The organism is Mesorhizobium sp. Ca11 (genome assembly GCF_020165275.1).
Classification (GTDB): Bacteria; Pseudomonadota; Alphaproteobacteria; order Rhizobiales; family Rhizobiaceae; genus Mesorhizobium.
Genome location: NZ_JAIUHU010000010.1, coordinates 31433 through 58159, shown reverse-complemented (window position 1 = coordinate 58159; position 26727 = coordinate 31433). Strand labels below are relative to the sequence as shown.

The 26727-nt window shown below is 63.6% G+C and carries 22 protein-coding genes; 11 read left to right on the top strand and 11 right to left on the bottom strand.

Going from position 1 to position 26727, the window contains the following annotated elements; all coding sequences use genetic code 11:
• The 3 genes from LB538_RS18720 to LB538_RS18710 are packed head-to-tail and all read right to left on the bottom strand — an operon-like array spanning position 1 to position 3200.
• On the bottom strand, positions 1-927 hold the full coding sequence (locus LB538_RS18720; protein WP_224525841.1) for an ABC transporter permease: 927 nt from the start codon (positions 925-927) through the stop codon (positions 1-3).
• Positions 927-2015: an ABC transporter permease gene (locus LB538_RS18715; RefSeq protein ID WP_224526218.1), complete on the bottom strand. Its 1089-nt coding sequence runs from the start codon at positions 2013-2015 to the stop codon at positions 927-929. Before LB538_RS18715 ends, LB538_RS18720 begins: the two co-directional genes overlap by 1 nt.
• A 57-nt stretch (positions 2016-2072) precedes the next feature.
• Positions 2073-3200, bottom strand: coding sequence for a BMP family ABC transporter substrate-binding protein (locus LB538_RS18710; protein WP_224525843.1), 1128 nt, complete (start codon positions 3198-3200; stop codon positions 2073-2075).
• A gap of 324 nt (positions 3201-3524) precedes the next feature.
• Here LB538_RS18710 and LB538_RS18705 point away from each other — a divergent pair, with 324 nt between their 5' ends.
• Positions 3525-4169 carry a GntR family transcriptional regulator gene (locus LB538_RS18705; RefSeq protein WP_224526221.1) on the top strand — a complete coding sequence of 215 codons (645 nt, stop codon included), beginning with the start codon at positions 3525-3527 and terminating at the stop codon, positions 4167-4169.
• A 103-nt stretch (positions 4170-4272) separates the two neighbouring features.
• Here the strand turns inward: LB538_RS18705 and LB538_RS18700 are convergent, their stop codons facing one another.
• The 7 genes from LB538_RS18700 to LB538_RS18670 all read right to left on the bottom strand — a co-directional run bounded on the left by LB538_RS18700 (position 4273) and on the right by LB538_RS18670 (position 12900).
• A complete protein-coding gene (locus LB538_RS18700; protein WP_411909037.1) occupies positions 4273-5586 on the bottom strand; it encodes an ABC transporter substrate-binding protein in 1314 nt (437 codons plus the stop codon).
• A gap of 94 nt (positions 5587-5680) precedes the next feature.
• Complete coding sequence (locus LB538_RS18695; RefSeq protein ID WP_224525849.1) at positions 5681-6529, bottom strand: carbohydrate ABC transporter permease; 849 nt, start codon at positions 6527-6529, stop codon at positions 5681-5683.
• Complete coding sequence (locus tag LB538_RS18690) at positions 6526-7461, bottom strand: carbohydrate ABC transporter permease (protein ID WP_224525851.1); 936 nt, start codon at positions 7459-7461, stop codon at positions 6526-6528. The genes LB538_RS18695 and LB538_RS18690 overlap by 4 nt, the downstream gene beginning before the upstream one ends.
• 1 nt (position 7462) lies before the next feature.
• Positions 7463-8554, bottom strand: coding sequence for an ABC transporter ATP-binding protein (locus LB538_RS18685; RefSeq protein ID WP_224525855.1), 1092 nt, complete (start codon positions 8552-8554; stop codon positions 7463-7465).
• Between the two features lie 46 nt (positions 8555-8600).
• Positions 8601-10112 carry an alpha-N-arabinofuranosidase gene (locus tag LB538_RS18680; RefSeq protein ID WP_224525858.1) on the bottom strand — a complete coding sequence of 504 codons (1512 nt, stop codon included), beginning with the start codon at positions 10110-10112 and terminating at the stop codon, positions 8601-8603.
• A gap of 185 nt (positions 10113-10297) precedes the next feature.
• A complete protein-coding gene (locus LB538_RS18675) occupies positions 10298-11224 on the bottom strand; it encodes an ArsR/SmtB family transcription factor (RefSeq protein ID WP_224525862.1) in 927 nt (308 codons plus the stop codon).
• Positions 11225-11427: 203 nt separating this feature from the next.
• On the bottom strand, positions 11428-12900 hold the full coding sequence (locus tag LB538_RS18670; protein ID WP_224525867.1) for a PLP-dependent aminotransferase family protein: 1473 nt from the start codon (positions 12898-12900) through the stop codon (positions 11428-11430).
• A gap of 550 nt (positions 12901-13450) precedes the next feature.
• On the opposite strand from LB538_RS18670, the gene iolE reads away from it, so the two are divergent.
• The 7 genes from iolE to LB538_RS18635 all read left to right on the top strand — a co-directional run bounded on the left by iolE (position 13451) and on the right by LB538_RS18635 (position 20545).
• Entirely contained in the window at positions 13451-14362 is a 912-nt protein-coding gene (gene iolE, locus LB538_RS18665) for a myo-inosose-2 dehydratase (RefSeq protein ID WP_224525869.1), read from the top strand.
• 27 nt (positions 14363-14389) lie between these two features.
• Positions 14390-15487, top strand: coding sequence for an ABC transporter ATP-binding protein (locus LB538_RS18660; protein ID WP_224525871.1), 1098 nt, complete (start codon positions 14390-14392; stop codon positions 15485-15487).
• Positions 15484-16797, top strand: a complete 1314-nt coding sequence (locus tag LB538_RS18655) for an extracellular solute-binding protein (RefSeq protein ID WP_224525873.1) — start codon at positions 15484-15486, stop codon at positions 16795-16797. Before LB538_RS18660 ends, LB538_RS18655 begins: the two co-directional genes overlap by 4 nt.
• 11 nt (positions 16798-16808) lie before the next feature.
• Entirely contained in the window at positions 16809-17702 is an 894-nt protein-coding gene (locus LB538_RS18650) for a carbohydrate ABC transporter permease (protein ID WP_224525875.1), read from the top strand.
• A complete protein-coding gene (locus tag LB538_RS18645; RefSeq protein ID WP_095768049.1) occupies positions 17699-18517 on the top strand; it encodes a carbohydrate ABC transporter permease in 819 nt (272 codons plus the stop codon). Before LB538_RS18650 ends, LB538_RS18645 begins: the two co-directional genes overlap by 4 nt.
• 63 nt (positions 18518-18580) lie before the next feature.
• Positions 18581-19573 (top strand): inositol 2-dehydrogenase, encoded by a 993-nt coding sequence (gene iolG, locus LB538_RS18640; RefSeq protein WP_224525878.1) that lies wholly within the window; start codon positions 18581-18583, stop codon positions 19571-19573.
• A gap of 33 nt (positions 19574-19606) precedes the next feature.
• Positions 19607-20545: a sugar phosphate isomerase/epimerase family protein gene (locus LB538_RS18635; RefSeq protein ID WP_140843616.1), complete on the top strand. Its 939-nt coding sequence runs from the start codon at positions 19607-19609 to the stop codon at positions 20543-20545.
• 69 nt (positions 20546-20614) lie between these two features.
• Here LB538_RS18635 and LB538_RS18630 read toward each other — a convergent pair whose 3' ends face one another.
• The gene (locus LB538_RS18630) at positions 20615-21724 is read right to left on the bottom strand and encodes a Gfo/Idh/MocA family protein (RefSeq protein WP_224525880.1); all 1110 of its coding nucleotides are present in this window, start codon (positions 21722-21724) and stop codon (positions 20615-20617) included.
• Positions 21725-21881: 157 nt separating this feature from the next.
• Here LB538_RS18630 and LB538_RS18625 point away from each other — a divergent pair, with 157 nt between their 5' ends.
• The 3 genes from LB538_RS18625 (at position 21882) to iolD (ending at position 26693) form a co-directional block, all read left to right on the top strand.
• The gene (locus LB538_RS18625; protein ID WP_224526225.1) at positions 21882-22727 is read left to right on the top strand and encodes a MurR/RpiR family transcriptional regulator; all 846 of its coding nucleotides are present in this window, start codon (positions 21882-21884) and stop codon (positions 22725-22727) included.
• A gap of 154 nt (positions 22728-22881) precedes the next feature.
• On the top strand, positions 22882-24816 hold the full coding sequence (locus LB538_RS18620; RefSeq protein WP_224525899.1) for a bifunctional 5-dehydro-2-deoxygluconokinase/5-dehydro-2-deoxyphosphogluconate aldolase: 1935 nt from the start codon (positions 22882-22884) through the stop codon (positions 24814-24816).
• A gap of 32 nt (positions 24817-24848) precedes the next feature.
• Entirely contained in the window at positions 24849-26693 is a 1845-nt protein-coding gene (iolD, locus tag LB538_RS18615) for a 3D-(3,5/4)-trihydroxycyclohexane-1,2-dione acylhydrolase (decyclizing) (protein ID WP_224525902.1), read from the top strand.
• The last annotated feature ends 34 nt before the right edge of the window (positions 26694-26727 follow it).

Genomic DNA, 26727 nt, shown 5'->3' with positions numbered 1-26727 from the left:
CTATCTGGTGATCGACAATTCGCCCGGCGCGCCCGCTAGCGAGCGTGTCGGCGACGAGGTGGCGATCATGATGATGAGGGTGAGGATGTAGGGGGCGGCGTAGAACAAATAGTAGCCTTGCGTGACGCCGACCGACTGCAGCGCCGGTCCGAGCGCTCCAGCGCCGCCGAACAGAAGCGCGGCGGCAAAGCAGCCGAGCGGATTCCAGCGCGCGAAGATGACCAGCGCCACCGCCATCAGCCCCTGACCGGACGAGATGCGCTCGGTCCAGCTGCCGGGATAGTAGAGCGACAGATAGGCGCCGCCGATGCCGGCCAAAGCGCCGCCGACGCCGGTGGCGATGAGGCGCACTGTGTTCGGGTTGAGGCCCATGGCGCGCGCGGCATCGGAACTGTCGCCGACGACGCGCACGATGAGGCCAGCGCGGGTATTGCGGAAGGCCCACCACAGGACCAGCGAAAGCACCGCACCGATCAGGAACAGGACGTTAACGTCGAGTGCCGCCTGCACCTGCGGAATGTCGGACCAGGCGCCGAAGGGAATGGCCGGAAGATTGGGCGCTTTCGGCTTGATGAACGGCTTGCCGAAGAAGAAGGCGAGCCCCGAGCCGAACAGCATCAGCGCGATGCCGATGGCAATGTCGTTGACTTTCGGGAACTTGCAGATCCAGCCATGGAACAGGCCGAAGCAAAGGCCGGCGGCCGCGGCGGCCAGCAGGCCGAGCCATGGCGAGCTGGTCATGACCGCGACCGCATATGCGGTCATGGCGCCGAAGACGAGCGTGCCTTCCAGCCCCAGATTGATGCGGCCGGAGCGCTCGGTGATGGCCTCGCCCAGCGAAACGAAGATAAAGGGCGTCGATACGCGGATCGCGCCGCCGAGGATGGCGAGCGGCACGCCGCAGAGGCCGATCCCGGTCGCATCCATCACGAGGCCCTCCGCCACAAATCGGGATTGAAGGCCTTGAAGCGGCCGTACAAGGTTTCGCTGAGCAGGATGACGATGAACAGCATGCCTTGCAGCACCAGCACGGTGGCGTCGGGCAGGTCCATGCGGCGCTGGATCAGACCGCCGGACGCGTCGATGCCGCCGAGCAGGATGGCAACCGGGATGATGGCCAGCGGGTTATGGCGGGCGAGGAAGGCGACAAGGATGCCGGTGTAGCCATAGCCGGCGGCGAGCGAACCGTTGGCGCTGCCTTGCACGGCTGCGACTTCCAGCATGCCGGCAAGACCGGCAAAGCCGCCCGCAAGCGCGGTAAAGCCGACGATGAGCGGTCCGACGGCCAGCCCCTGCACCTGCGCTGCCCTGACATTGCCGCCGGCAATGCGGGCGGCAAAGCCCCAGCGGGTCTTTTCGATCAGCACCCAGGAGAGCACGCAGGCGACGACGCCGACGGCAAGCCCCCAATGCACCTCCATGCCCGGAATGTTGCCGACGCGGTAGATGTCGGCGAGCGGCTGGGTCGAGGGCTTGTTGAGCGAGGCCGGGTCGCGCAGCGGCCCTTCCACCAGCTGGTTCATCAAGGCGATGGCGATGTAGGCCATCAGCAGGCTGGAAATGGTCTCGTTGACGGCCCGGTAGTGGCGGAGCGCGCCGACGGCACCGATCCAGATGCCGCCGGCGGCCAGGCCCGCCACGCCCATGGCAAGAATGACGATGAAGGAAGGCGCGCCGCTCAGCATCACGCCTATGGCAGCTGCGCTGACGCCACCGAGCACGATGGCGCCCTCGCCGCCGATGACGACGAGGCCGAGCCGCGCCGGCAGTGCCACGCACAGCGCCGCCAGCAGCAGCGGTGCGGCCCGCGACAGCGAATTCTGGATGGAGAACCACGAGCCGAAGCCGCCCCGCCACATGGTCTCGTAAAGCAGGACCGGGGACTTGCCGACCAGGGCGATGAACAGGCTGAACAGCACCATGCCGGCGACAAGTGCCGCGAGCGGAATGACGAAAGCCTCCGCCCGCCGCGCGATCCATTCCAGCGCCGCCGGATATCCCTTGGCGCCGAGCATGGCCGGCGCCTCCGCACTGCTGACCGTATCCGCCATCGTCCCCGTCTCCGCTCGGCTTCAGGCGGTCGAGCCGACGACGCCCTCGACGAGATAGTCCATGCTTTCGAGCTCGATGGCGGTCTCGACGAAGGCCTGGCCCTCCGTCGCCACGACGGCGCCCTTGTTGCTCTTCAGCGGGCCCTTGATGACGGAGAAGCCGCCCTTCATCATTTCGGCCAGGGTGGCGTCGAATTGCTTGCGGGCCGGCTCGCCGACGGCGGGACCGAGCGGGCTCATCTTGACGAAGCCGTCGGCCAGTCCACCGCGGGTGAAATTGGGTAGCGGCGTGCCGGCGATGAGATCGTCGACGAACATCTTGTAGACCTTGGCCCAGTTCCACTCGGCGCCGGTGAGGTATTTTTCCGGCGCCAGCGGGCTCTGGTTGGCGTGGTAGCCACAGACGAAGGCGCCGCGGCCCGCGGCCGTCTCGACCACCACTTTCGGGCTGTCGACATGGCAAGTGATGACGTCGGCGCCCTGGTCGACCAGCGCGTTGGTGGCTTCCGCTTCCTTCACCGCCAGCGACCATTCGCCGGTGAAGATGACCTGGCAGGTGATCGACGGATCGACCGAGCGCGCGCCGAGCAGGAAGGAGTTGATGTTGAGCAGCACCTGCGGAATGGGCTTGGCGGCGAGGAATCCTAGCTTCTTCGACTTCGATGTGTGGCCGGCGACGACGCCGTTCAGGTACTGGCCCATGCCGATATAGCCGAAATAGGAGCCGGCATTCATCGGGTGCTTCGCCTTGTCCCACATGCCGCCGCAATGGCGAAACTGCACGTCGGGGAATTTCGCGCACATGGCCAGCATGTGCGGATCGAAATAGCCGAAGGAGGTCGGGAAGATCAGCGAGGCGCCGTCGAGGTTGATCATCGATTCCATCGTCTTCTGGACGTCGACCGTCTCGGGAACGTTTTCCTCCTCGACGACGGAGATGCCTTCGATGCCCTTCAGCGCGGCCGCCCCCTCAGCATGCGCCTGGTTGTAGCCGTAGTCGTCCTTTGGGCCGACATAGATGAAGCCGACAGTGGCGGCGGCGGCGAAGGCACGGCTGATCGGAAAGGATGCCGAGGCCAGGCCGAGCGCGGCTCCCGCGGCTGAGGTCTTGAGCAGTTGGCGGCGGTTAAGCATGAATCTGTCGGTCATAGTGAATGCTCCCCTTTGGGACCCTTTTCCGGGTCGGTTAACATGCCGTCCAAGAAAGTGCATGCAACCGCCGTGCCAGTTTATGTCTTGGAATTTATCCAATAAAATCAGTTATCAGATCGGAGGCTTATGCCTATGCCGGAGGCAATTGCATGCACTTTTTGCCTTGAAAGTAGCCAATTTGACAGACAGATTAAAATAGAGGCATAGAGGGCATGCCTGAGTCGAAAGGCCAACGAGTCGGCCGACTCCACGAGAAGACGCGACGGAGGAAAATTGTCGGGGAAGCGCAGCTTGATCAGGTCGGGCACGACCGTGGATCAGATGGTTCGGGCGATCGGCGACCGGATCGTCACCGGCTACCTGCGTCCGGGCGAAAAGCTGGACGAGACCGCGCTCGCCGCTCGCTTCGACGTATCACGCACCCCTGTCAGGGAGGCGCTCGGCCAGCTCAGCGCCATGGGCCTGGTCGAGAGGCGGCCCAACAGAGGCGCTATCGTTGCCGTCGTGACGCAGGAACATCTCGCCTCGATGTTCGAGAGCATGGCCGAGCTGGAAGCGATCTGCGCGCGCTTCTCGGCCGAGCGCATGACCAGCAGCGAGCGTCGCGGGCTCGAGATCGAGCACCAGGCTTCGGCGCGGATGGTGCAGCTGGGCGCCGAGGAGGACTATGAGTATTTCAACACCGAGTTTCATAGCCGGCTTTATCGTGGCGCCCACAATGCGCATATCCACGAACTCACCGTGATGACCCGCAGCCGGTTGGCACCCTTCCGCCGCGCCCAGTTCATGCTGCCCGGACGGCTGGCCAAATCCTGGCAGGAACACGACCTGATCGTCACCGCAATCATGCGCGGAGACAGCATGGCTGCGGGCAAGGCCGCCAGGGACCATGTCTCGATCGTCAGCGAGGCGAGCGCGGTGTTCGCGGCTGACGATCGCAAGCCAAATCGGCGGGATGTGGCCTGAAAATTTCCGCACGGTCCGAAGAAGCGGTGCTGCTTCATTGACCAAGAATGCCCGCGACGGCCTTCAGCCGCGGGCATCGAGAGCGTTTTCGAGAAACCTGCAGTCAAATGTTGGCGAGCAATTCGTTGACGCGGCTTTCCATGTCGGCAAGCGCGGCATCGACGTCCTTCTGGCCGGTGATTGCAGCGCTCATCTCTTCGCCCACGATGTCCTGGATCGCGAACTGGCGCTGTACCGCAGACGGCAGCGGCCTGCCGAGATCGGCGACCGCGGCGATGGTATTGCGATGCGGCAGCGCCTTGAAAGCGTCCGAGGCGATGATGGCTTTGTAGGCCGGCAGGTGGCCGGTGCGCGACCAATCGAAGTCATGGTCGGCGAAGAACTTCAGGAACTTGCCGATAGCCGCGGTCTGTTCGGGTGTGCGGTCCTTCTGCGAGACTGCCCAGGTGTGGCCATCGGCATATTGCGCATGGGCGCCGGCAAATAGCTGCGGATACGGGTAGACTGCATAGCCGCCCTTGTTGAGGGCCGTGCCCTTGGTTTCGGACTGGGCGTTGTTGTCGCCGACGACCCACGTGCCATTGAGCTGCACGCCACCTCCACCGGCAAGGAAGGCGTTGATGGCGCCGCCATAGTCGAGGTCCTTGGTAGTGTAGTCCTTGTCGAAGATCGCCTTGTACATCTCGACGACCTTCTTGGCTTCCGGCGTGTTCAGCTTCACATGCTTTGGATCGGCGAAGAAATCGGAATTCTGCTGGAAGAGATAGGTGTAGAGATTGCGCGTGTAGAGCGCGGTCTCATTGGCCAGGTTCTGAACGAAGTAGGGCTTGCCGGTCTTCTGCTTGAACTGTTCGGCCTGGGCGAGCAGCTCCTCGGGCGACGTCGGAAGGATCGGCGTGCCGTCGGCAGTGACGAGGCCAGCCTGTTTGAAGAGATCCATGTTGATGTGATAGAGCATCGTCCAGCTGTCGATCGGCAGGCCATAGATCTTGCCGTCCTTAGTGGCGCCGTTGCGCGCCGCGTCCGTGAAGGAATCGGGTGTGACGCCGACGGACTTCAACAGATCGTCAAGCGGCATCAACAGCCCCTTGGACTGGTAATCCGAAAGCGCGGATTCATGAATCGTGACGATGTCGGGAGCCTCGCCCGAAGCGAACTGCGCGGTCAGCTGGTCATAGCCCGGCCATTCCACAGTGCTGACGCTGACGTGGACATCGGGGTTGTCGGCGTTGAACTTGTTGATCAGCGAGGTGATGATGCCGCATTCGCCTACTGCCTTGGCGACATCGGTGTTGGTGCCGAAATCGGCATCGCAGGCACCGAAAAAGCGCTGCACGGTCAATTCCGTCGCTGCAAGGCTCGGGCTTGCGAGCATCAGCACGCCTGCCGAGACCGCTGCAAACAGGACTTTCTTCATTTTCATATCAGTTCCTCCTACTGAGTCTGCGCCACTCCACGCTGGACTGGCTTCATGCTTCGATCGCTACGACGCCCGCCGTCAGGCAATCTCGTCATCGCACCGCGGCGCCCGAGACGGCCGTGACGATGTATTTCTGGAAAAACAGGTAGACGATCAGGATCGGCGCGCCGGCGAACACCGCCTGCGCCATCAAGAAGCCGATGCCTTCGGACTGGGCGAAATTGGTCTGTGTCGAGGCCATGCCGACCGTCAGCGTGTACATATCCTTCTTGGTTGCCGAGATCAGCGGCCACAAGTAGTCGTTCCACGCGCCGAGGAAGGTGAAGATGCCCAGTGTTGCCTGGGCGGGCACCGTGAGCGGCAAAAGAACCTTCCAGAACGTCCTGAACCGGCTGGCATTGTCCAGCATGGCGGCTTCGTCCAGCTCCTTCGGGATGGCCTTGAAATACTGGGTCATCAGGAAGACGCCGAAAGAAGCCGACAGGCCCGGGAGAATGAGCCCGTGATAAGTGTTGTGGAAGTTCAGCATGCTGAAGATCTGATGGCGGGCGACAAGCACGGCCTGTTCCGGAACCGCCAGGCCGAAGAGGACGATCACGAACAGGGCGTTTCGGCCGGGGAAATTCAGCCGTGCAAAGCCATAGCCGGCAAGCGATGACAGGATCAGCGTTCCGAGCGTCAATCCTCCGGAGACGATGATGCTGTTGAGCACCCAGACGAACACCGACGAGGTGCCGATGGTGTTGATGTAGTTCTTGAGCGTATAGGGCGCCTGAAACACCGAATTCGGATTTGCCATCAGCTCGGCATTTTCCTTGAGCGACAGGCCGATAACCCACAGGACCGGCGCGACCATGACCAGGGAAAGCAGGATGACCAGAGCCAGCAACACGCGGTCGCCGAATGTGCGTCCCTTGATGGAAATGGCTGGAGCCCTCATGTCTGACCTGCCTTGTTGCGCGTGACCAGGTACTGGGCCATGGCCGCCATCAGGATGAGGATGAACAGGACCTCCGAAGCCGCGGCGCCCATGCCGAGATCCCAGCGGCGGAACGCGGTGTCATAGATGTAGAGCACGATCGGCTTAGTCAGGTTGTTCGGACCGCCGCGTGTCATCAGCCAGGCCTGGCCGAACAGCTGGAACTGCAGCACGATCTGGACGATGACCACCAGGACGAAGGTGCGTTTGATCGACGGCAGCGTAATCGAGCGTAACGTCTGCCAGCGATTGGCATTGTCCAGGGCTGCCGCTTCGTAAATATCCTGCGGAATCTGCTGGAGGGCGGAGAGAAAGAGCATCATCGGCAGGCCGATGCACCACCAGACGGTGGCAATGGCGATGCCGATCATCGCCAGGCTAGGATCGGAAATGAAAGCCGGGGCGGTTGCGCCGAACCATCCGTAGATCGTCGACAGAAGGCCGACATTCGGAATGAACACGATGCGCCAGATCAGCGTGACGATCGTGACCGACAGCACGGAGGAAGAAAAGAACAGGGTCCGCAGCACCGCGGCGGTGCGCGTGCGCCGGTTGAGGCAAAGCGCGAGAAAAAGACCGATCAGCGCCAGGGTCGGCACCGTCAGAAGCACGAAGTAGAAGGTATTCCAGACCGATTGCAGGAACACCTTGTCGTGAAACAGCCTGATATAGTTGCCGAAACCGACGAAGTTTCCGGATGAGAACGTGTCGGCCTTGTGGAAGCTCAGCCACATTCCCCAGAACAGCGGGACCAGCAGGAGCGTCGTGAAGAAGAACAGGAATGGCGCCACGAAAATGAAGTTTCGCCATTGCGGCGCGTAGATATCGATGCTTGCAGCTCTGGCGCCGGCGGCCGGAGGCGCGTTGCGCGGCGTCGCCCGTCGGTCGTCCATGTCAGACCTCCCTCGCGTGCCAGGCGCGACCGGTCTCGCCGAACAGATGCGATTTCCGGCCGTCGAATGCGAGCCCGACCTTGTCGCCGACCGCGACGCGGCTGTTGCCGACATCCGAGCCGACGATCTGCTGGCCGTCGCCAAGCCGGGCGTAGACCAAGGTGCGTTCGCCGAGCCGCTCAAGCACATCGACCACGCCATCGGCATTGCCCTGCCCGGCGGGAACGATGCGCACGTCTTCCGAACGGATGCCGAAAGTGTATTTGCCATCGATCATCTGGTCGGAGGCGATCTCGGTCTGAACCGATATGCCGTCCGCAAACCTGGCCGTGGCGTTCCGGCTCGATCTGTCGAGCGTCGCCTCGACAAAATTCATTGCCGGCGCGCCGACGAAGCCTGCGACGAATTTGGTCGCGGGGCGGTCGTAGATTTCCATGGGAGAGCCGATCTGCTCGATCTTGCGATTGTTCATGACGACAATACGGTCGGCGAGCGTCATCGCCTCAACCTGGTCGTGGGTGACGAAGATCATCGTCGATTGCAGGCGCTGGTGCAGTTGGGCAAGCTCGATGCGGGTACGGGTCCGCAATGCCGCATCGAGATTGGAGAGCGGCTCGTCGAACAGGAAGGCCTTCGGCTCCTTGACGATCGCACGGCCGATGGCGACGCGCTGCCGCTGGCCGCCGGAGAGCTGGCCCGGCTTGCGCTCGAGCAGGTGCTCCATCTCGAGGATGCGGGCGCTCTCCTTTATGCGCGCATCGATGACGTCGCGCGGCATGCCGATATTTTCGAGTCCGAATGCCATGTTGTCGCGCACGCTCATATGCGGATAAAGCGCATAGGACTGGAACACCATGGCAATGCCGCGCTTGCCCGGCGGCAGATGATCGATACGTTCGTTGTTGATGGCTATCTCGCCGGTATCGACAGTTTCGAGGCCCGCGATCATGCGCAGAAGCGTCGATTTCCCGCAGCCGGAGGGTCCGAGAAAGACGATGAATTCGCGTGCCTTGATGGACAGAGACAGATCATCCAGCACCGTCATGGCGCCGAAATGCTTGCTCACATTCCTGATCTCGATATCGGCCGTCACGTCGAGGCTCCTCCTCCTCAGCCCATGCACGACGATGCGCCTGAAGTCAGAGCTTCAGGCGGACCATCTGGTAGGAATAGGGCGGCAGCGGCAGGCTCAGTTTGCCGCCCACCACCGACGCGCCGGTCCCCTTCCTGGGGCCGACATTGCTTGGGTTCTGCGCCGAATTGACGGCTTTCAGATCAGCATGCGTCATCAGCTGATGGTCGACGATCTCAGCCGCGCCGAAGCCCGCTATGTCGATCGCGGTTTCGATTTCCTGGCTCGAATGGCGGTTGACGGCAAAGAAGGTGACATGCCCGGTTTCCGTGTCATGCACGCCGGCGACGTCGACATATGAAACATCGCCGGCGACGGTGGAGCTGTAGGTCGGGCTTTCCACCTTGAGATCCAGCGCATTGCCGCGGCCGTAGATCGAGGCATAGAGATAAGGATAGAAGATCGTCTGACGCCATGCCGGGCCGTTGGGAACGGTCATGATCGGCGCGATGACGTTGACCAGTTGCGCCAGGCACGCGATCTTGACCACGTCGGAACGACGGATGAAGGTGTTGAGGATCAGGCCGACCTGCAGCACGTCCTCGAAATTGTAAATGTCTTCGAGCAATGGCGGGGCGAAGGGCCAACCCTCATTGCCGCCAAGGATCTTCTTGTCCTGCTCCTTGGAATGGTACCAGACGTTCCATTCGTCGAACGAGATGTAGACCTGCTTCTTGGAGCGCTTCTTGGCCTTGATATAATCGATGACGCCGGCGACCGAGACGATGTAGGCGTCGAGCTTCTCGCTCATGGCTAGATAGTTCGGCGCGTCGTTGGCTTCATTGTCGAAATACATGTGCAGCGAGATGTAATCCACCTCGTTGTAAGTATGATCGAGAACGGTCGCTTCCCATTCCGGATATGTCGGCATCTTGGCATTTGACGAGCCGCAGACCACGAGCTCGAGCGACTTGGAGAAGGCACGCATCGCCTTGGCGGTCTCGTGGGCCAGGCGGCCATACTCGTCGGCGGTCTTGTGGCCGATCTGCCAGGGGCCGTCCATCTCGTTGCCAAGACACCAGAGCTTGACGTCAAAGGGCTCCTTGCGGCCATTGGCGATGCGCTTGTCGCTCCACTCGCTGCCGCCGGGATGATTGGTGTATTCCAGAAGGTTGCGGGCTTCATCGAGCCCACGCGAGCCGAGATTGACGGCAAGCATCATCTCGGTGTTCGCCGAGGCGCACCAGTCGGCAAATTCATGCAGGCCGACTTCATTGCTTTCCGACGTGTGCCAGGCAAGGTCGAGGCGCACCGGGCGCCCTTCCTTGGGGCCGACGCCATCTTCCCAATTGTAAGCGGATACGAAATTGCCGCCGGGATAGCGGACGATCGGAACCTTGAGCTCCCGGACAAGATCGATGACGTCGCGACGCATGCCGTTGTCATCCGCCGTCGCATGGCCGGGCTCATAGATGCCGGTATAGACCGCCCGCCCAAGATGCTCGATGAAGGACCCATAGAGCCTGGGATCGATCTTCGAGACGATATAACGCGGATGCGCCGTAACGGCCGCCTTCATGCATTTCCTCCGAAAATATCATAAATGATGATTTAAATCACCTTATTAGATATCAAAGGGGAAACAGCATCCGTTCGTCAAGCGAAAAACCGCCAAAAGTCTGACAATTGACCGGCAGCCTCAGTCGAAAATGAAGTCAAATATCTGAAATCACTGCACTATTTTTGAGACCCGATTTCATGATATCAACCGGTTTTGATCCTCAGCAGAATGTCCTGATCGTAATTTCCAAATCCCTTGCCGAAAATATTGATTCCGCCGGGACGCTCGGCGTCGTCCTTGACGCCAATACGAACCCGGATTGAGTGATGGCCCTTGAGATCGAGGGCGGCGAGGCTGGTCTCAGAAATCCTGACACCGTCGACATAGGTTCCGTCAGCGGAAACCCGCCAGTTCTTCAGCTTGCCATATTGCGAGCCCTTGAGCTTCCACCAGGAGGGCGTGAAAACGCCGCGCTTGTCGCCGAAATCGCCAGGTGACGTCCAGGTGCCGACGTCGACGCCATTGATCGTCAGCGTGATGTCGGAGGGCCAGTCGGCGCTGGTGCCCGGCACTTCCGAGGACAGTTCCACCACCAGCTCGAGCTCGGTAATCTCGGTATTGGCGAGCTTGGCATTGTTGGGGAACTGATATTCGACATAGCCGCGCGTGAACCACAACAGACCGGCCTTCATACGGTCAGGATCCAGGAAAGTGTTGGGCACATCGAGCAGGCCGATGATCCCGTCCGGCGAACAGAGACCGCAGGGCGCGGTGACCTCGAATCCGGTGTAAAGCCCGATCGGCATCGACACTTCGATCGCGTCGTTCTTGACCGCACGATACTCGCTCTTGAAGACCACGAGCACTTCCTCGGCGGTCGGATAGCAGATCTTCTGGCTGCCTTTCTTCGCCTTCTGGTTCTCGGTGCGGATCAGGCCCGCATCCTCGAGCACCTGGATATTGGTCGAGACCGTCGACTGCGGCAGCGACAGCACGGAGGCGATTTCGTTGACATTCATCGGCCCCTTCTCATGCAGCAGCCTCAGCATGGAAATGCGCGCCGAAGAGGCAAGGCCCTTAAGGACGGCCATGCCCTCCTCAGGGTCGATCACCAGAAAATTGCGACTCAATGGATTGCCAGCCTATGCGATTTGCACCCGAAATCAGCTTGTATATCGGGATAATTGATTCAATCAATGCGGCGGCGGCACTCCATGCACCTTTTTGGTTGAGCGGCCGCGAAGAGGCCATTTGTTCCTCGGCAGGCTTGCCGCCTCGTGCGACCTAGCCAAGCAGGACGTCGGGTGCGCCATTTACCGGCGCCGCGAAACCCTCACTCCAGCGTCTCGCGGATCGCCTGCGCCAGCCGCTCCACCCCGTCCCGCGTCTGCGCGGCATCACACGCCGCATAGCCCAGCACCAGGCCTTGCGTCGGGGCCGTGTTCTGGAAATATTTCGACAGCGGCGAGACGTTGATCGCCCTTTTTGCTGCGGCCTGGCTGACCTTGATGTCGTCGATGCCCTCTCTCAGATAGCCCACCACCTGGATGCCGGCTTCGGCGGGGGACAGCGTGATCTCATCGCGCAGGCGCTCGGTCACGATGTCGCGAAAAAGCTGGCGGCGCTGGGCGTAGATGCGGCGCATGCGCTTCAGATGCCGGCTCATATGGCCTTCGGTGATGAAGTCGGCCAAGGCGGCCTGCAGCAGCAGCGGCGCGAACTGGCCGGTGGTGGAGAGCGCGTTGACGATGCGGCCGGCAAGCTCCGGCGGAAGCACCATGAAGCCGAGGCGCAGCGCCGGGAACAGCAGCTTGGCGAAGGTGCCGACATAAATGACGCGGCCGGAACGGTCCATGCTCTGGATCGCCGGCACGGGCCTCCCTTGAAAGCGGTATTCGCCGTCGAAATCGTCCTCGATCACCCAGGCGTTCGCGGTCTCGGCGATGTCGAGCAGGCGCAGCCGCTCCTCCATGCGCATGGTGATGCCGAGCGGATGCTGGCAGGCCGGCGTCACATAGATGAGACGGGGCGAGAAATCCGGGGCATCGAGACGCCAGCCGCGCTCCTGGTCGACAGGGATGGGCAGGATCCTTGCGCCGGCCACGGTGAAGGCGGCCTTGGCGCCGTAATAGCCGGGCTCCTCCATCCACACCGTGTCATCGGGGTCAAGCAGCAGGCGGGCCAAAAGATCGAAGGCGGCCTGCGCGCCGGTGGTGATGACGATCTGCTCGGGACGACAGCGCACGCCGCGCGCGGAATAGAGATAGCCGGCGATCGCTTCCTTCAGCGCTGGATGGCCGGTTACGTCATAGGTGCCGAACAGCGTCTCGCCGCCATGGCTGGCGCGGCGCGCAACCAGGCGGCCCCAGACGCCGAAGGGAAAGCTCTGCGCATCCGGCATGCCGGGGTGGAAGGCGACATGCCCCGGCCTGCCGTGATGATAGGGTTGGCTGAGCAGCTGCTGGCCGCGCAGCGAGGGTGATCGCAGCGGGGCGGGCGGCTCCTCGCGCGGCGACTCGCGCGGGCCCTCGGGCAGGTCGACGATGACCGGGCGGGCGCCCTGGCGGTTGGCGAGATAGCCTTCGGTGACGAGCTGGTCGTAGGCGGCGACGATGGTGTTGCGGCCAAGGCCGAGCTCGGCGGCCAGGGCGCGGGTGGAGGGAAGCTCCGAGCCGGGGGGAAGCGCGCGGTTGCGGATGATGGCGACGAGGCCGTGATAGAGCTGGCGCGAAAGGTGCTCGGGGCTCGAGCGGTTGACGGCCAGCATGTCGAGCGGGAAGGCCTGGGGTTTGGGGTGGGAGCGCATCGTTTATCCCCACCCATGGATGCAATGGCAATGGCGTGCCGCGACACGCTTGTGCTGCAAGGCCGAGTTCCTTCGCCCCCCTCTCTGTCCTGCCGGACATCTCCCCCTCAAGGGGGGAGATTGGCAGTTCAGGCGCCTCGCTTTTCTTTGCGGCGTCGGCGATTGGCGAAAGCCGGCGCGACATCCGATCTCCCCCCTTGAGGGGGAGATGGCCGGCAGGCCAGAGAGGGGGGCCTCGCGCCGACGATCAATGATTTCGAGGTAGCCCATCTACCCATCCTGCCACACCCGCCTCTCCGCACAAACTGGTTCCTTCATTTTCCGGAAAACTGGCCCTCGCGATGGAGACAGAGCGGCGTAGACTTCGCTCAATGACGTCGGGGTAAGACGTCGACAGGGACATGTAAGACGGGGACGTCTGAGGCGCGGCACTGGGAGGGCGTCGTGCCGAACGAACGGCAGGGTTTCGCCCCGCCGCCGGCAACCGCAGCATCTCCTCCCGAGACAGGACACCCCGCAGCCATCATGGCTGCGGGGCGGAAAGCGAGCAATGACGACAGTTCGACTTGGCATCAACCCGATCACCTGGACCAATGACGACGTGCCGGAACTGGGCGGCGACACGCCGCTCGAGACCTGCCTCAGCGAGACAGCGGAAGCCGGCTATGCCGGCACCGAGCTTGGCGGCAAGTTCCCGCGCGAGAGCCGTGCGCTGAGGCCCATCCTCGACCATTACGGGCTGGCGCTGGTCTCCGGCTGGTATGACGGGCGCATCTGCGAGAAGGAGGTGGACGAGGAATTCGAGGCGATCCGGCCGCATCTGACGCTGCTTCGCGACCTCGGCGCCAGGCGCGTCGTCTATGCCGACACCTCGCGCGGCCGGCACGGCGCCATCCACGACCCGATCTCGCAGCGGCCGAAGCTGATGGACGGGGAATGGAAGGCCTATGGCGCCAAGATCACCCGGCTCGCCGAGCGGTTTTCCGATTTCGGCGTCGGCATGGCCTTCCACCATCACATGGGCACGATCGTCGAGACCGACGCGGAAATCGACAGGCTGATGCATACAACCGGCGAGGCGGTCGGCCTGCTCTACGATACCGGGCACTGCGCCTTTTCGGGCGGCGACCCGGAGCAGTTGCTGCGCCGGCATGTGGAGCGCGTCGTGCATGTCCATTGCAAGGATGTGCGCCCGGCCATCTTAAAGAAAGCGCGCGAGGCCGACATGAGCTTCATGGGCGCGGTGATGGAAGGCATCTTCACCGTGCCGGGCGACGGCGCGATCGACTATCCGACGCTCTTAAAGATACTCGCCGACCAGGGCTATTCCGGCTGGCTGGTTGTGGAAGCCGAGCAGGATCCGGCCAAGGCGCATCCCTTGACCTATGCGACGATGGGGTATCGGAATCTGAAGAGGCTGGCCGAGGGCGCGGGCTTCTACGTCCACGAGCGCAAGGCCTGAAGAAAGCATGAGGCGCCGGGGAGGGAAATGAGCTCGGTTCTGTACCAGAAGGTGGTCAAGAGCTTTGGCGCGCTCAACGTGCTGCGATCGCTCGACCTTGCGGTGCCGGACCACAAATTCCTTGCCCTGCTCGGCCCGTCGGGCTGCGGCAAGACGACGGCGCTGCGCATCCTGGCTGGGCTCGACATGCCGACCGCCGGCAAGGTCTTTATCGGCGAACGCGACGTCACCCGGCTGCAGCCGCGCGACCGCGACATCGCCATGGTCTTCCAGAGCTACGCGCTTTATCCGCAGATGACGGTCGCCGAAAATATCGGCTATCCGCTGTGGATACGCGGCACGCCCGAAGCCGGGCGAAAGGCCAAGATCGGCGAGGTCGCCGCCGTGCTCGAGATCGGCCATCTGCTCGACCGCCGTCCGCGCCAGCTCTCGGGCGGACAACGCCAGCGCGTCGCGCTGGCCCGCGCCATCGTGCGCGACCCGGCGGCCTTCCTGATGGACGAGCCGCTGTCCAATCTCGACGCAAGACTGCGGCTCACCATGCGCGGCGAGATCAAGCGGCTCTGCCAGCGCCTCAGCGCCACCACCATCTATGTCACCCACGACCAGGTCGAAGCCCTGACGATGGCCGACTTCGTCGCCGTCATGCATGGCGGCGAGCTGCAGCAGATGGCGCCGCCCATCGAGATATACGACCGCCCGGCAAACCGCTTCGTCGCCACCTTCGTCGGCAACCCGCCGATGAACATTCTGCCGGCAGCGCTTTGCGAGCAAGGCATCATCGTGGCCGGCAAGGTCGTCCCACTGGACGCCGCGCGGCTTGCTGCCTGCCGCGCCGCCTCCGTCGCCGAAATCGGCCTCCGGCCGGAGGACTGCAGCGCTGCCGGCGTCGGCACGCCCGATGCCCTGCCCGGCGAAATCTACGTCGTCGAACCGATGGGCAACGAGACGCTGGTCAATGTCCGCCTCGAAGGCGGCAACGTCTCGGTCCGGGCCGGCCGCGATTTCAGGGGCGTGGTGGGTGAAAGCATCGGCGTCGCCTTCGACCCGGCGAACGCCTGTTTCTTCAATTCGGACGGCCTGACAGCCGTCCACAGGGTCAACAACAATGGGAGAGTGACATGATGCATTCAAGCAGACTTACTCGCCGCTCCGTCATCAAGGGTGGGCTTGGCCTGGCCTTAGCGACCACCGCCCTCACCACGCTTGGCCTGCCGATGCCTGCCCGCGCCGCCGGAAAGAAGGTGATCATCGGCGCCTTCGCCGATGGCGGCCTGACGCCGTTCAAGGAAAAGATCATCCCGCTGGCCAAGGAGCAGGGCTTCGACATCCAGTTCCTCGAGGACGAATACGGGGTGACGCTCGAGAAGTGGTTCGCCGACGCCCAAAGCGGCGCCGGCCAATACGACCTCTACCTGCTCGACGACCCATGGGTGCCGCAGTTCGGCGCCGCCAACGTGCTCGAGGACCTTGGCGCTGGAGGCATCGATGGGTCGGACAAGGACTGGATCGGCGCGATGATCGACATGGGCTATTGGCCGCCGCAGAAGGGGCCGCGCGTCAAGGGCTTCGAGAACGCCAAGCCGACGTTGATCTGCGTGCCCTTCGTCGGTGACCTGCAGACGCTGACCTGTCGCAACGACGTCTTCACCGGCGGTGCGCCCAAGACCTGGGACGAGGTGATCGCCAAGGGCAAGGAAGGCGTCGCGGCCGGCAAGATCAAATACCCGGTCGTCTTCCGCGGCGTTTCCGGCAACCCGATCGTCACCAGCTGGTATCCGGTCTTCCTGTCGTTCGGCGGCTCCTTCTTCGACGACAAGTGGAACCCGATCTTCAATTCGGCCGAAGGCAAGGCCTCGGCCGATTTCTTCGTCGGCACGATGAAGCAGAACGCGCCGAGCGGGGTGGTCGAGTTCGACTCCGACCAAGAGGGCGCGGCGATCCTCGGCGGGGAGGCAGGGGCGATCATCCAATATTCGGGCAACGCATTGAAGGCGGACGACCCCGCCCAGACCAAGGTGGCCGGCAAGCTCGATTTCGGCGTTGTGCCGAAGCAGGAAAAGGCGATCGCCCAGATGGGCATCTTCATCGCCGGCGTGCCGAAATCGGCGCCCAACAAGGCGAATTCGATCGAGTTCCTGAAGTGGTACGTCAGCGCCGAAACACAGGCCAAGCTCTCGGAGGCGGGCTCGATCCCGGTCAAGCGCAGCGCCTTCGGCATCGCCAAGCCCGGCAACCGTCTGATACCGGTCGCCCTGCAGCAGCTCGACGCCGGCGCGCTGCCGCGGCCGCGCACCCCCGACTGGGCGAAGGTCGAGGAACTGCTCGGCATCGAGCTCAACAAGGCTTTGCAGGCCGGCTCCGGCGGCGGTGCGGCCCTGGACACGGCGGCCAAGCAGGTCAAGGACTATCTGACCACGGCCGGGTACTACTGATGCAAACCGGCATGCAGGCATGCAAATATCGCCTGCAGGGGGCGGGGCTCGACCTCGCCCTCCCCTATCTCATGCTGGCGCCGGGCCTGACGATCGTGCTCGGCGTGCTCGTCTACCCGCTCTGGGACGGGCTGCGCGCCAGCACCAGGGCGTACCGCTACGGCTCGCCGGTCTCCCATGTCGGCTTCCGGAACTATGTGCAGCTTTGGAGCGACGCACAGTTCCTGAATTCGCTGTGGGTCACCGTCAAGTTCGTGGCGCTGTCGGTTTCGATCGAGGCGGTGCTGGGCTTCGCGCTTGCCTTGTTCTGCCTGCACGAATTCCGCGGCATTCGGCTGCTCAGGACGGTGCTGATCATTCCCATGGTGATCACGCCGGTCGTCGTCGCCATCCTGTTCAGGCTGATCTACGCCAGCGACGCCGGCATGCTGACGGCGCTCTCGGAGGCCATGGGCGGCGGCGGGGTCCAGATCCTCGGAAACCCGCTCAATGCCTTCATCGGCCTTGTCGTGCTCGACGTCTGGGAGTGGACGCCGCTGATGTTCCTGATCCTGCTCGCCGGCCTGCAGTCGCTGCCGCACGAGCCGTTCGAGGCGGCGCGCGTCGACGGCGCCGGGTCCTGGCGCGTCTTCGCCGATCTCACCTTCCCGATGATGCGGCCGGTGCTGGCGGTCGCCATCGTGCTCCGCACCATCGATGCCTTCGGCACCTTCGACCAGGTTTTCGTGCTGACCCGGGGCGGGCCGGGCGAAGCGACGAGGCTGATCTCGATCTATGGCTACGACACCGCTTTCAAATTCCAGCAGACCGGATACGCGGCGGCGCTGTTCGTGACGATCGGCCTCGTCGTGCTCGCGCTCGCCTTCAGCGCCATCAGGCTCCTGCGCAGGATCGACGCGTCATGAGCACCCGCCTGGCGCGCATCCTCACCACCATTTTCGTGCTGGCAGTGGTGCTGCTGCCGATCTACTGGCTGGTGTCCACCTCGCTCAAGTCCAACCGCGAGATCACGCAGGAAGGCACCCTCTATCCGCATGTGCCGACGCTCGACAATTACGTCAGACTGTTCACTGAAAAGCAGTTCGGCTCCTATCTGACGAACTCGGTGGTGGTCACCTTCTTCTCGGTCGCGATAGCGCTGGTCTTCGGCGCGATGGGCGCCTACGCGATCGCGAGGTTCCGCCTGCCATTCGCCGCGGAGCGCAAGATCGGTCTCTTCCTCCTGACACTGCGCATCATCCCGCCGGTGGTGATCCTGATACCCGTCTATCTCTTGATGCTGAGCCTCGGGCTGCTCGACAGCTGGCTCGGCCTGATCGCCACCTACACCGCCTTCAACGTCACCTTCTGCGTCTGGATGATGGAGAGCTTTTTCCGCGAGATCCCGGTCGACCTCGAGGAGGCGGCCATGGTGGACGGCGATTCACGCTTCGGCGCCTTCCGCCGCATCACGCTGCCATTGGCGGCACCAGGGCTCGCGGCCACCGCGATCTTCGCCGTGCTGGTCACCTTCAACGAATTCCTTTTCGCGCTGGCGCTGACCGCGACGCCGCGGGCGATGACCATGCCGCGCGGCACCGCCACACTCATCGGGCGCATCGATACCGACTGGGCCTCGATGGCGGCCGCCGGCGTCATCGGCGCGTTGCCGATCGTCTTCTTTGCACTCCTGGTGCAGCGGCATCTGGTGCGCGGGCTGACCATGGGCGCGGTGAAATGATTGCCGCTCGGATACACGAACCGGCCGGCAGCGCTGGAGCGGCCTGATGAGAAAGTCGAACGCATGATGGATGTTTGTCTGTTCGGGGTGGGGCTGATCGGCCGCGTGCATGCGAGCAATCTCGCGCGCCACCCGAAGGTGCGGCTGCGCTACGTCGTCGATCCCAATCGCGAGGCGGCCGAGAAGGTCGCCGCCGTAACCGGCGCCGAGATCATGGACACCGAAACCGTTATGAACGATCCGGTAGTGAAAATGGTGTTCATCGCCTCGGCCACGCGCACGCACGCGGAGCTTGCCATGGCAGCGGCGGCAAAGGGCAAGGCGATCTTCTGCGAGAAACCGATCGACCTCGACCTCAAGCGCACGGACGAGTGCCTGGCCGCTGTGGCGAAAGCCGGCGTGCCGTTCCAGATCGGCTTCAACCGCCGCTTCGATCCGAGCTTCCGGGCGCTGAAGGAGCGCCTCGACGATGGCGAGATCGGCGCCGTCGAGCAGGTCATCATCACCAGCCGCGATCCCGAACCGGAGACCGAGGAAGCGCTGGCCGGAGGCGGCGGCGTCTTTCGCGAGATGACCATCCACGATTTCGACATGGCGCGGAATATGCTTGGCGAAGAGCCTGTGGAGCTTTTCGCGACCGGCTCCTCGCTTGTTGCGCCGCAATACAGGAAGCTCGGCGACTACGACACCGCGATGTTCATCCTGCGAACGGCGTCCGGCCGGCAATGTCACATCAACAACAGCGTCAGGGCCGCCTACGGCTACGACCAGCGCATCGAGGTGCACGGCGCCGACGGCATGCTGCAGGCCGGCAACCGGCTGCCGACCTCTGTGGAAATGTACGGCGGCAAAGGTATATCGCGCGACAAGCCCTACTACTTCTTCGTCGAACGCTATGCGGAATCCTACGCCGCCGAGATCGATCACTTCATCACCTGTGTCGAGACGGGCAGGAGTCCGGCGGTCACGGCCAGCGATGGGCGCAAGGCCATGATCCTCTGCGAGGCAGCGCTAGCGTCGGCCCGGTCCGGCAGGTTCGAACCCGTAGAGCTGTGAGCGGATGGTCCAAAATAAGCGGGAGTTTCCGAAATGAAGATTGGCATGATCACCGACAGCCTCGGCAACCTGTCCTTCGACGAGATGCTGCGCGCCTCGGCCGATCTCGGACTGGAGACGCTGGAGTTCGCCTGCGGCAACTGGTCGTCGGCGCCGCACATCGATCTGACCGCCATGCTGGACAGCAAGACGACCCGAACCGAATTCGTCGCCAAGGTTCGCGACCACGGGCTGACGATCGCGGCGCTTAACTGCTCCGGCAACCCGCTGCATCCGGGACCGCAGGGCAAGCAGCATCGCCAAGTGACCGAGGACACGATCCGGCTGGCGAGCCTGATGGGCATCGACCGGGTGGTGATGATGTCCGGGCTGCCGGGCGGACCCGGCGACACCAATCCCAACTGGATCATCACCGACTGGCCGCCCGAATGCGCCGACATACAGCGCTACCAGTGGGACGATTGCATCATCCCGTATTGGCGCGATCTCATCGAATTTGCGAACAATCTGGGCATCAGGAAGCTTTGCCTGGAACTGCATGGGCATCAGGCCGTGTACAATGTTCAGACGCTGTTCCGGCTGCGCGATGCGGTCGGCGAGACGGTCGGCGCCAACTACGATCCGAGCCATCCGATGTGGATGGGCGCCGATCCCATTGCCGCCGTGCGCAAGCTTGGCTCGGCGATCTACTATGTCCACGCCAAGGACACACGCATCGAACCTATACCGGCGGCCATCGACGGCACGCTCGATGCGCGCCCGCCAAATCATTATGCCGAAAGGGCCTGGAATTACATCACGCTCGGCTACGGCCACGGCGAGACCTGGTGGCGGCAGTTCTGCACGGCGCTGAAGCAGGCCGGCTACGACGACGTGCTGTCGATCGAGCACGAGGACATGATGCTGTCACCAATGGAAGGCATGCGCAAATCCGTGGCGCTGCTGCGCAACGTCGCTATCAACCTGGCCTGAATGCTCAGATCCGATTTTGCATTGGCCGGCCGCCGTCGGCCGCCATACTGGCCCCAGCGCTCGGCTCGATCACCTCACATCGACCCAGCGCTGCTCCTGGAACGAGCGGGCCATGGCATGCACGGTGCGCTCGATCTCCAGCCCCTCGTCGAAGTCGATGATGCGGGCCGGCTTGCCGGCGATGCGCATCAGGAGCTCGCGGCATTCGATCATCTTGAGGTCGTTGAAGCCGAGGCCGTGGCCGGGCGCCGGCAGGAAGGAATCGTAGGGCTTGTGGTGCGGCGCGACCAGGACGGTGCGGTAGCCCTGCTCGGTCGGCCGGTCGGCGGTGACGTAGAGCTGGAACTCGTTCATCCGCTCCTGGTCGTAGAGGATCGAGCCCTTCGAGCCGAAGATCTGGATGGCGATGCGGCCCTTGCGGCCCCAGGCCGAGCGGTTAACCAGCAGCGAGCCGGCAACGCCGTTCTCGAGATGCATCAAGACGCTGGCGATGTCATATGTCTCGACCGCGCGGCGGGCGCCGGAAGCGGTCTTGCGGTCGGCATAGGGCTTGACCATGTCGCACATGACGCGGGAAACACGGCCGAACAGCGCCCTGATCAGCGACAGCGGATGCACGGCGAAATCGTCGAGCGCGCCATAGCCGGACGAAGCCTCGTGTTTCCAGAAGAACAGCGCCTCCGGATCGGCCATGAAATCCTCGTCCATCTCGATGCGCACGAGATTGACGTCGCCGATGATCTTTTCCTCGAGCAGCGCGCCGATATGGCGGATGGCGGGGTTCTGGATGTAGTTGTAGCCGAGCACGGCGACCCTGCCGGATTGCTTCGCGGCCTTCGCCATCGCCTCGGCCTCGGCGAAACTCGGCGCCATCGGCTTCTCGCACCACAGATGCTTGCCGGCTTCGAGGACGGCGATCGCCATTTCCGGGTGGAACTGGTTCGGCGTGGTCAGCGAGACGATCTCGACGTCCGGATCCTCGACCACGGCGCGCCAGTCGCCGGACCCTTTTGCGAAGCCGAACTCGGCAGCTTTGCGTTTGGCAAGCTCGTCATTCACCTCGCCCAGATGCACCAGCTTCGGCTTGTCGACATCGGGAAAGACCGTGCCCACCGCGTTCCAGGCGATGGCGTGGCACTTGCCCATGAAGCCAGTGCCGATGAGGCCCACTCCGACCATGTCGATTATCTCCAGGATAAAGGAAAGTATGCGTGGATGAATTAGTCTATTTTGATAAAGAATGGAATATCTAAATCATTTTTTATGGTGTTTTTGCGCGAACTCGCTATGATGAGGCAGGAGAGAGACAAACCTTATGAGCGTGGGCGGAGCGACGATGGACGAACGGGTGCCTCGCGATTTCGAAACGCTGCGCGCGACGATCCTGGACAGACGCGCGAGCCTGCCCAAGCGCATCGCGCAGATCGCCGCCTATGCGCTCGACAATCCCGACGACATCGCCTTCGGCACGGCGGCGAGCATCGCCGCCTCGGCCGGCGTGCAGCCCTCGACGCTGATCCGTTTTGCCCAGCAGCTCGGCTTCGACGGCTTCACCAGCCTGCAGCAGGTTTTCCGCGAGCGTCTGCGCGAGCGCAACTCCTCTTATGACGAGCGGCTGGCGGCGTTGCGCGCCAAGGCCGAGGAAGGCCGCGGGCACCGGGCGATCTTCGACGGCTTCGTCGCCGCCGCCAGCACCTCGCTGGGCGACATCTCACGTTCGCTCAACGATGCCCATTTCGAGGAGGCGGTGGCGCTTCTGGCGAAAGCCGAGACGATCTATGTGCTGGCCAAGCGCCGCTCCTATCCGGTGGCGTCCTACATCGCCTATGCGCTGGGCAAGCTCAAGATCCGCAACCAGCTGGTGGAATCGGCCGCGGGGCTGAACGCCGAGATGATCAGCTTCGCCACGCCGCGCGACGCCGTCATCGCCATCAGCTTCTCGCCCTACGCGCCGGCGACCATCGAGGAAACGCGCTCGATCGCCGAACAGGGCGTGCCGATCGTGGCGATCACCGACTCGTCGTTTTCGCCGCTGGCGCAATTCGCCAAGGTCTGGTTCGAGGTCGCCGAGGCCGATTTCGGCGGCTTCCGCTCGATCTCGGCGACGATGGCGCTGGCCATGGCGCTGACCGTCGCCGTCGGCGAGAAACGCCGCGAAGCCGGTCGCCGGCGCAAGAGCTGAGCCTCCCGGACGAGCGCTTTTCGGCTTGGGAATGCTCATTCCATATTGACTGTAGATTGGAATTAATATTTCATATTGACGACACCGCGCCGTCGCCGGCGCGCGCTGTCCAAAACGACGCTGCTCTGCACAACAAGGCCGATGGGAGGTTCGAATGGGCGAAGCCGTGGAAGGGACATACCCGCCGCTCGACGTCATCACCATCGGCCGCGCCTCGGTCGATCTCTATGGCCAGCAGATCGGCTCGCGGCTGGAGGACATCACCTCTTTCGCCAAGTCGGTCGGCGGCTGCCCGGCCAATATTTCCGTCGGCACGGCAAGGCTCGGCCTGCGCTCGGCGCTACTCACCCGCGTCGGCGACGAGCAGATGGGCCGCTTCATTCGCGAGCAGCTTCGGCGCGAAGGCGTCTCGGTCGACGGGCTGAAGACCGACAAGGAGAGGCTGACGGCGCTGGTGCTGCTCTCGGTCGAGAGCGAAGGCGTCTCGCCGATGATTTTCTATCGTTCGGACTGCGCCGACATGGCGCTGGCCGAGGAGGATATCGACGAGGCCTTCATCGCCTCGGCGCGCTCGGTGGTCGTCACCGGCACGCATTTCTCGCGGCCGAACTCCGATGCCGCGCAGCGCAAGGCGATCCGTCTGATGAAGGCCAAGGGTGGCAAGGTGGTGTTCGACATCGACTATCGCCCGAACCTCTGGGGCCTTGCCGGCCATGCCGAGGGCTTCGAGCGCTACGTCAAGTCGGACCGCGTCTCGGCGCAGCTGAAGACGGTGCTGCCCGATTGCGATCTCATCGTCGGCACCGAGGAAGAGATTATGATCGCTTCCGGCGCCGACGATTGCCTGAGCGCGCTGAAGACGATCCGCGCGCTGTCGCCGGCTACCATCGTGCTCAAGCGCGGCGCCAAGGGCTGCATCGTCTATGACGGGCCGATCAGCGACGACCTCGAGGACGGCATCGTCGGCAAGGGTTTTCCGATCGAGATCTACAATGTGCTCGGAGCCGGCGACGCCTTCATGTCGGGCTTCCTGCGCGGCTGGCTCGGCGGCGAAAGCTTCGCCACCGCCGCGACCTGGGCCAATGCCTGCGGCGCCTTCGCGGTGTCGCGCCTGCTCTGCGCGCCGGAATATCCGACCTTCGAGGAGCTGCAGTTCTTTTTGAAGCACGGCAGCAAGCATCTGGCGTTGCGCAAGGACGAGGCGATCAACCACGTCCACTGGGCAACGACGCGGCGGCGCGACATTCCCTCGCTGATGGCTTTGGCCTGCGACCATCGTGTGCAGTTGGAAGACGTTGCCGCCAAGGTCGGGGCCGACGTTGCGCGCATCCCCGATTTCAAGGTGCTCACCGTCAAGGCGGCGGCAAAGGTCGCCGCCGGCCGCGACGGTTATGGCATGCTGATCGACGAAAAATATGGCCGCGACGCCATGTTCGAATTCGCCCGCCATCCCTTCGCCTGGCTCGGCCGCCCGGTCGAATTGCCCGGGTCGCGGCCGCTGCGCTTCGAGTTTTCGCAGGACATCGGCTCGCAGCTCACCGAATGGCCGGTCGACCATTGCATCAAATGCCTGTGCTTCTATCACCCGGACGACCCGGAAGCGCTAAAGACCGAGCAGCAGCAGAAGCTGCGCGCGCTGTTCGAGGCGGCGCGGAAGGTCGGTCGCGAACTGCTGGTCGAGATCATCGCCGGCAAGCACGGCAAGCTTGACGACACCACCATTCCGAGCGCGCTGGAAGAGCTCTATGCGCTGGGCATCAAGCCGGACTGGTGGAAGCTCGAGCCGCAGGCTTCCGCAGGCGCCTGGGCGAAGATCGAACAGGTGATCGTCAGGAACGATCCTTGGTGCCGTGGCGTGGTGCTGCTCGGGCTGGAAGCGCCGCAGGACGAGCTGGTCGCGGCGTTTGCCGCCACCGCCAATGCGCCGATCGTCAAGGGCTTTGCCGTCGGCCGCACCATCTTTGTCAACGCCGCCGAACAATGGCTGGCCGGCAGGATGTCGGATGACGAGGCGATCGCCGACATGGCCGCGCGCTTCGAGCAGTTGACCGAGGCATGGCTTGCCGCTCGCGGCCGCAAAGCCGCATAACAAGACCGCTGAAGGACTGCGGAGGAGACATCATGAGCAAGACAATCCGCCTGACGACGGCGCAGGCGCTGACCCGCTTCCTCAGCCGGCAAATGACCGAGATCGACGGGAAGAAGGTGCCGATCTTCGGCGGCGTCTGGGCCATCTTCGGCCATGGCAATGTCGCCGGCATCGGCGAGGCGCTCTACCAGGTCCGCGACGAGCTGCCGACCTTCCGCGCCCATAACGAGCAGGCGATGGCTCACGCGGCGATCGCCTATGGCAAGGCGAATTTCCGCCGCCGCTTCATGGCCGCGACTAGCTCGATCGGTCCCGGCGCGCTCAACATGGTGACGGCGGCCGCACTCGCGCATGTAAACCGGTTGCCCGTCCTGTTTTTGCCGGGCGATGTCTTCGCCAACCGCCTGCCGGACCCGGTGCTGCAGCAGGCCGAGGATTTCTCCGACGGCACCGCTACCGTCAATGACTGCTTCCGCCCGGTATCGCGCTATTTCGACCGCATCACGCGGCCGGAGCAGATCATCCCGGCGCTGAACCGCGCCATGCAGGTGCTGACCGATCCGGCCGAATGCGGCCCGGTGACGCTCTCGCTCTGCCAGGATGTGCAGGCCGAAGCCTATGATTATCCCGAAAGCCTGTTCGCCGAGCGCGTCTGGACACCGCGCCGGCTGCGCCCGGACCGCAACGAGCTGGCGGCAGCCGTCGCGGCGCTGAAGGGCGCCAGGAAGCCGCTGGTGATCGCGGGTGGCGGGGTGCTGTATTCGCAAGCTTCGGACGAGCTCGCCAAGCTGGTGCAGGGCGCTGGCATTCCGGTCTGCGAGACCCAGGGCGGCAAATCCTCGTTGCCCGACGACCATCCGCTCAACATGGCGGCGGTCGGCGTTACCGGCACGTCGGCCGCCAACCGGCTGGCGGAGGAGGCCGATGTCGTGCTTGCGGTCGGCACCAGGCTGCAGGATTTCACCACCGGCTCCTGGGCGCTGTTCAAGAATGCCGGCCGCACCATCATCGGCCTGAACACGCAAGGTTTCGACGCCGGCAAGCATTGGGCACTGCCGCTGGTCGCCGACGCGGCCGAAGGGCTTGCCGAGCTGTCCGCCGCGCTGAAGGGCTGGAAAGCGCCGGCCGTTTGGACCGACAATGCATTGAATGGCAAGACGGAGTGGCAGGCCGCCGCCGCCAAGGTGACGGCGTCGACCAACGCCGCCTATCCGTCCGATGCGCAAGTGATCGGCGCCGTGCAGCGCGCCATGGGCTCGGGCGTCACGCTGCTGCATGCCGCGGGCGGTCTGCCCGGCGAATTGCACAAGCTCTGGCAGGCCGGCGCGCCGGGCTCCTACCATGCCGAATACGGCTTCTCGACCATGGGCTACGAGATCGCCGGCGGGCTCGGCGTCAAGATGGCGAAGCCCGACCAGGAGGTGGTCGTCATGGTCGGCGACGGCTCCTATCTGATGCTCAATTCCGAGATCGCCACTTCGGTGATGCTTGGCCTGAAGCTCACCATCGTTTTGCTCGACAATCGCGGCTATGGCTGCATCAACCGGCTGCAGATGGCGACCGGCGGCGCCAACTTCAACAACCTCTTGAAGGACGCCCGCCACGAGGTGATGCCTGACGTCGACTTCGCCGCGCACGCGGCAAGCTTAGGTGCCGTGGCCGAGAAGGTAGCGTCGATCGCCGAGCTGGAGACGGCACTGGCCAAGGCGAAGAAGAACGACAAGACGACGGTGCTGGTCATCGACACCGACCCGCTGGTCTCGACCGAGGCGGGCGGCCATTGGTGGGATGTCGCCGTGCCGGAAGTCTCGTCGCGACGCGAAGTCAATGCCGCGCGCAAGAAATACGAGGAAGCCGTGGGCAGCCGTCAGGGCTGAACCGGCTCGCAACGAACCGACATTGGAGTGACGA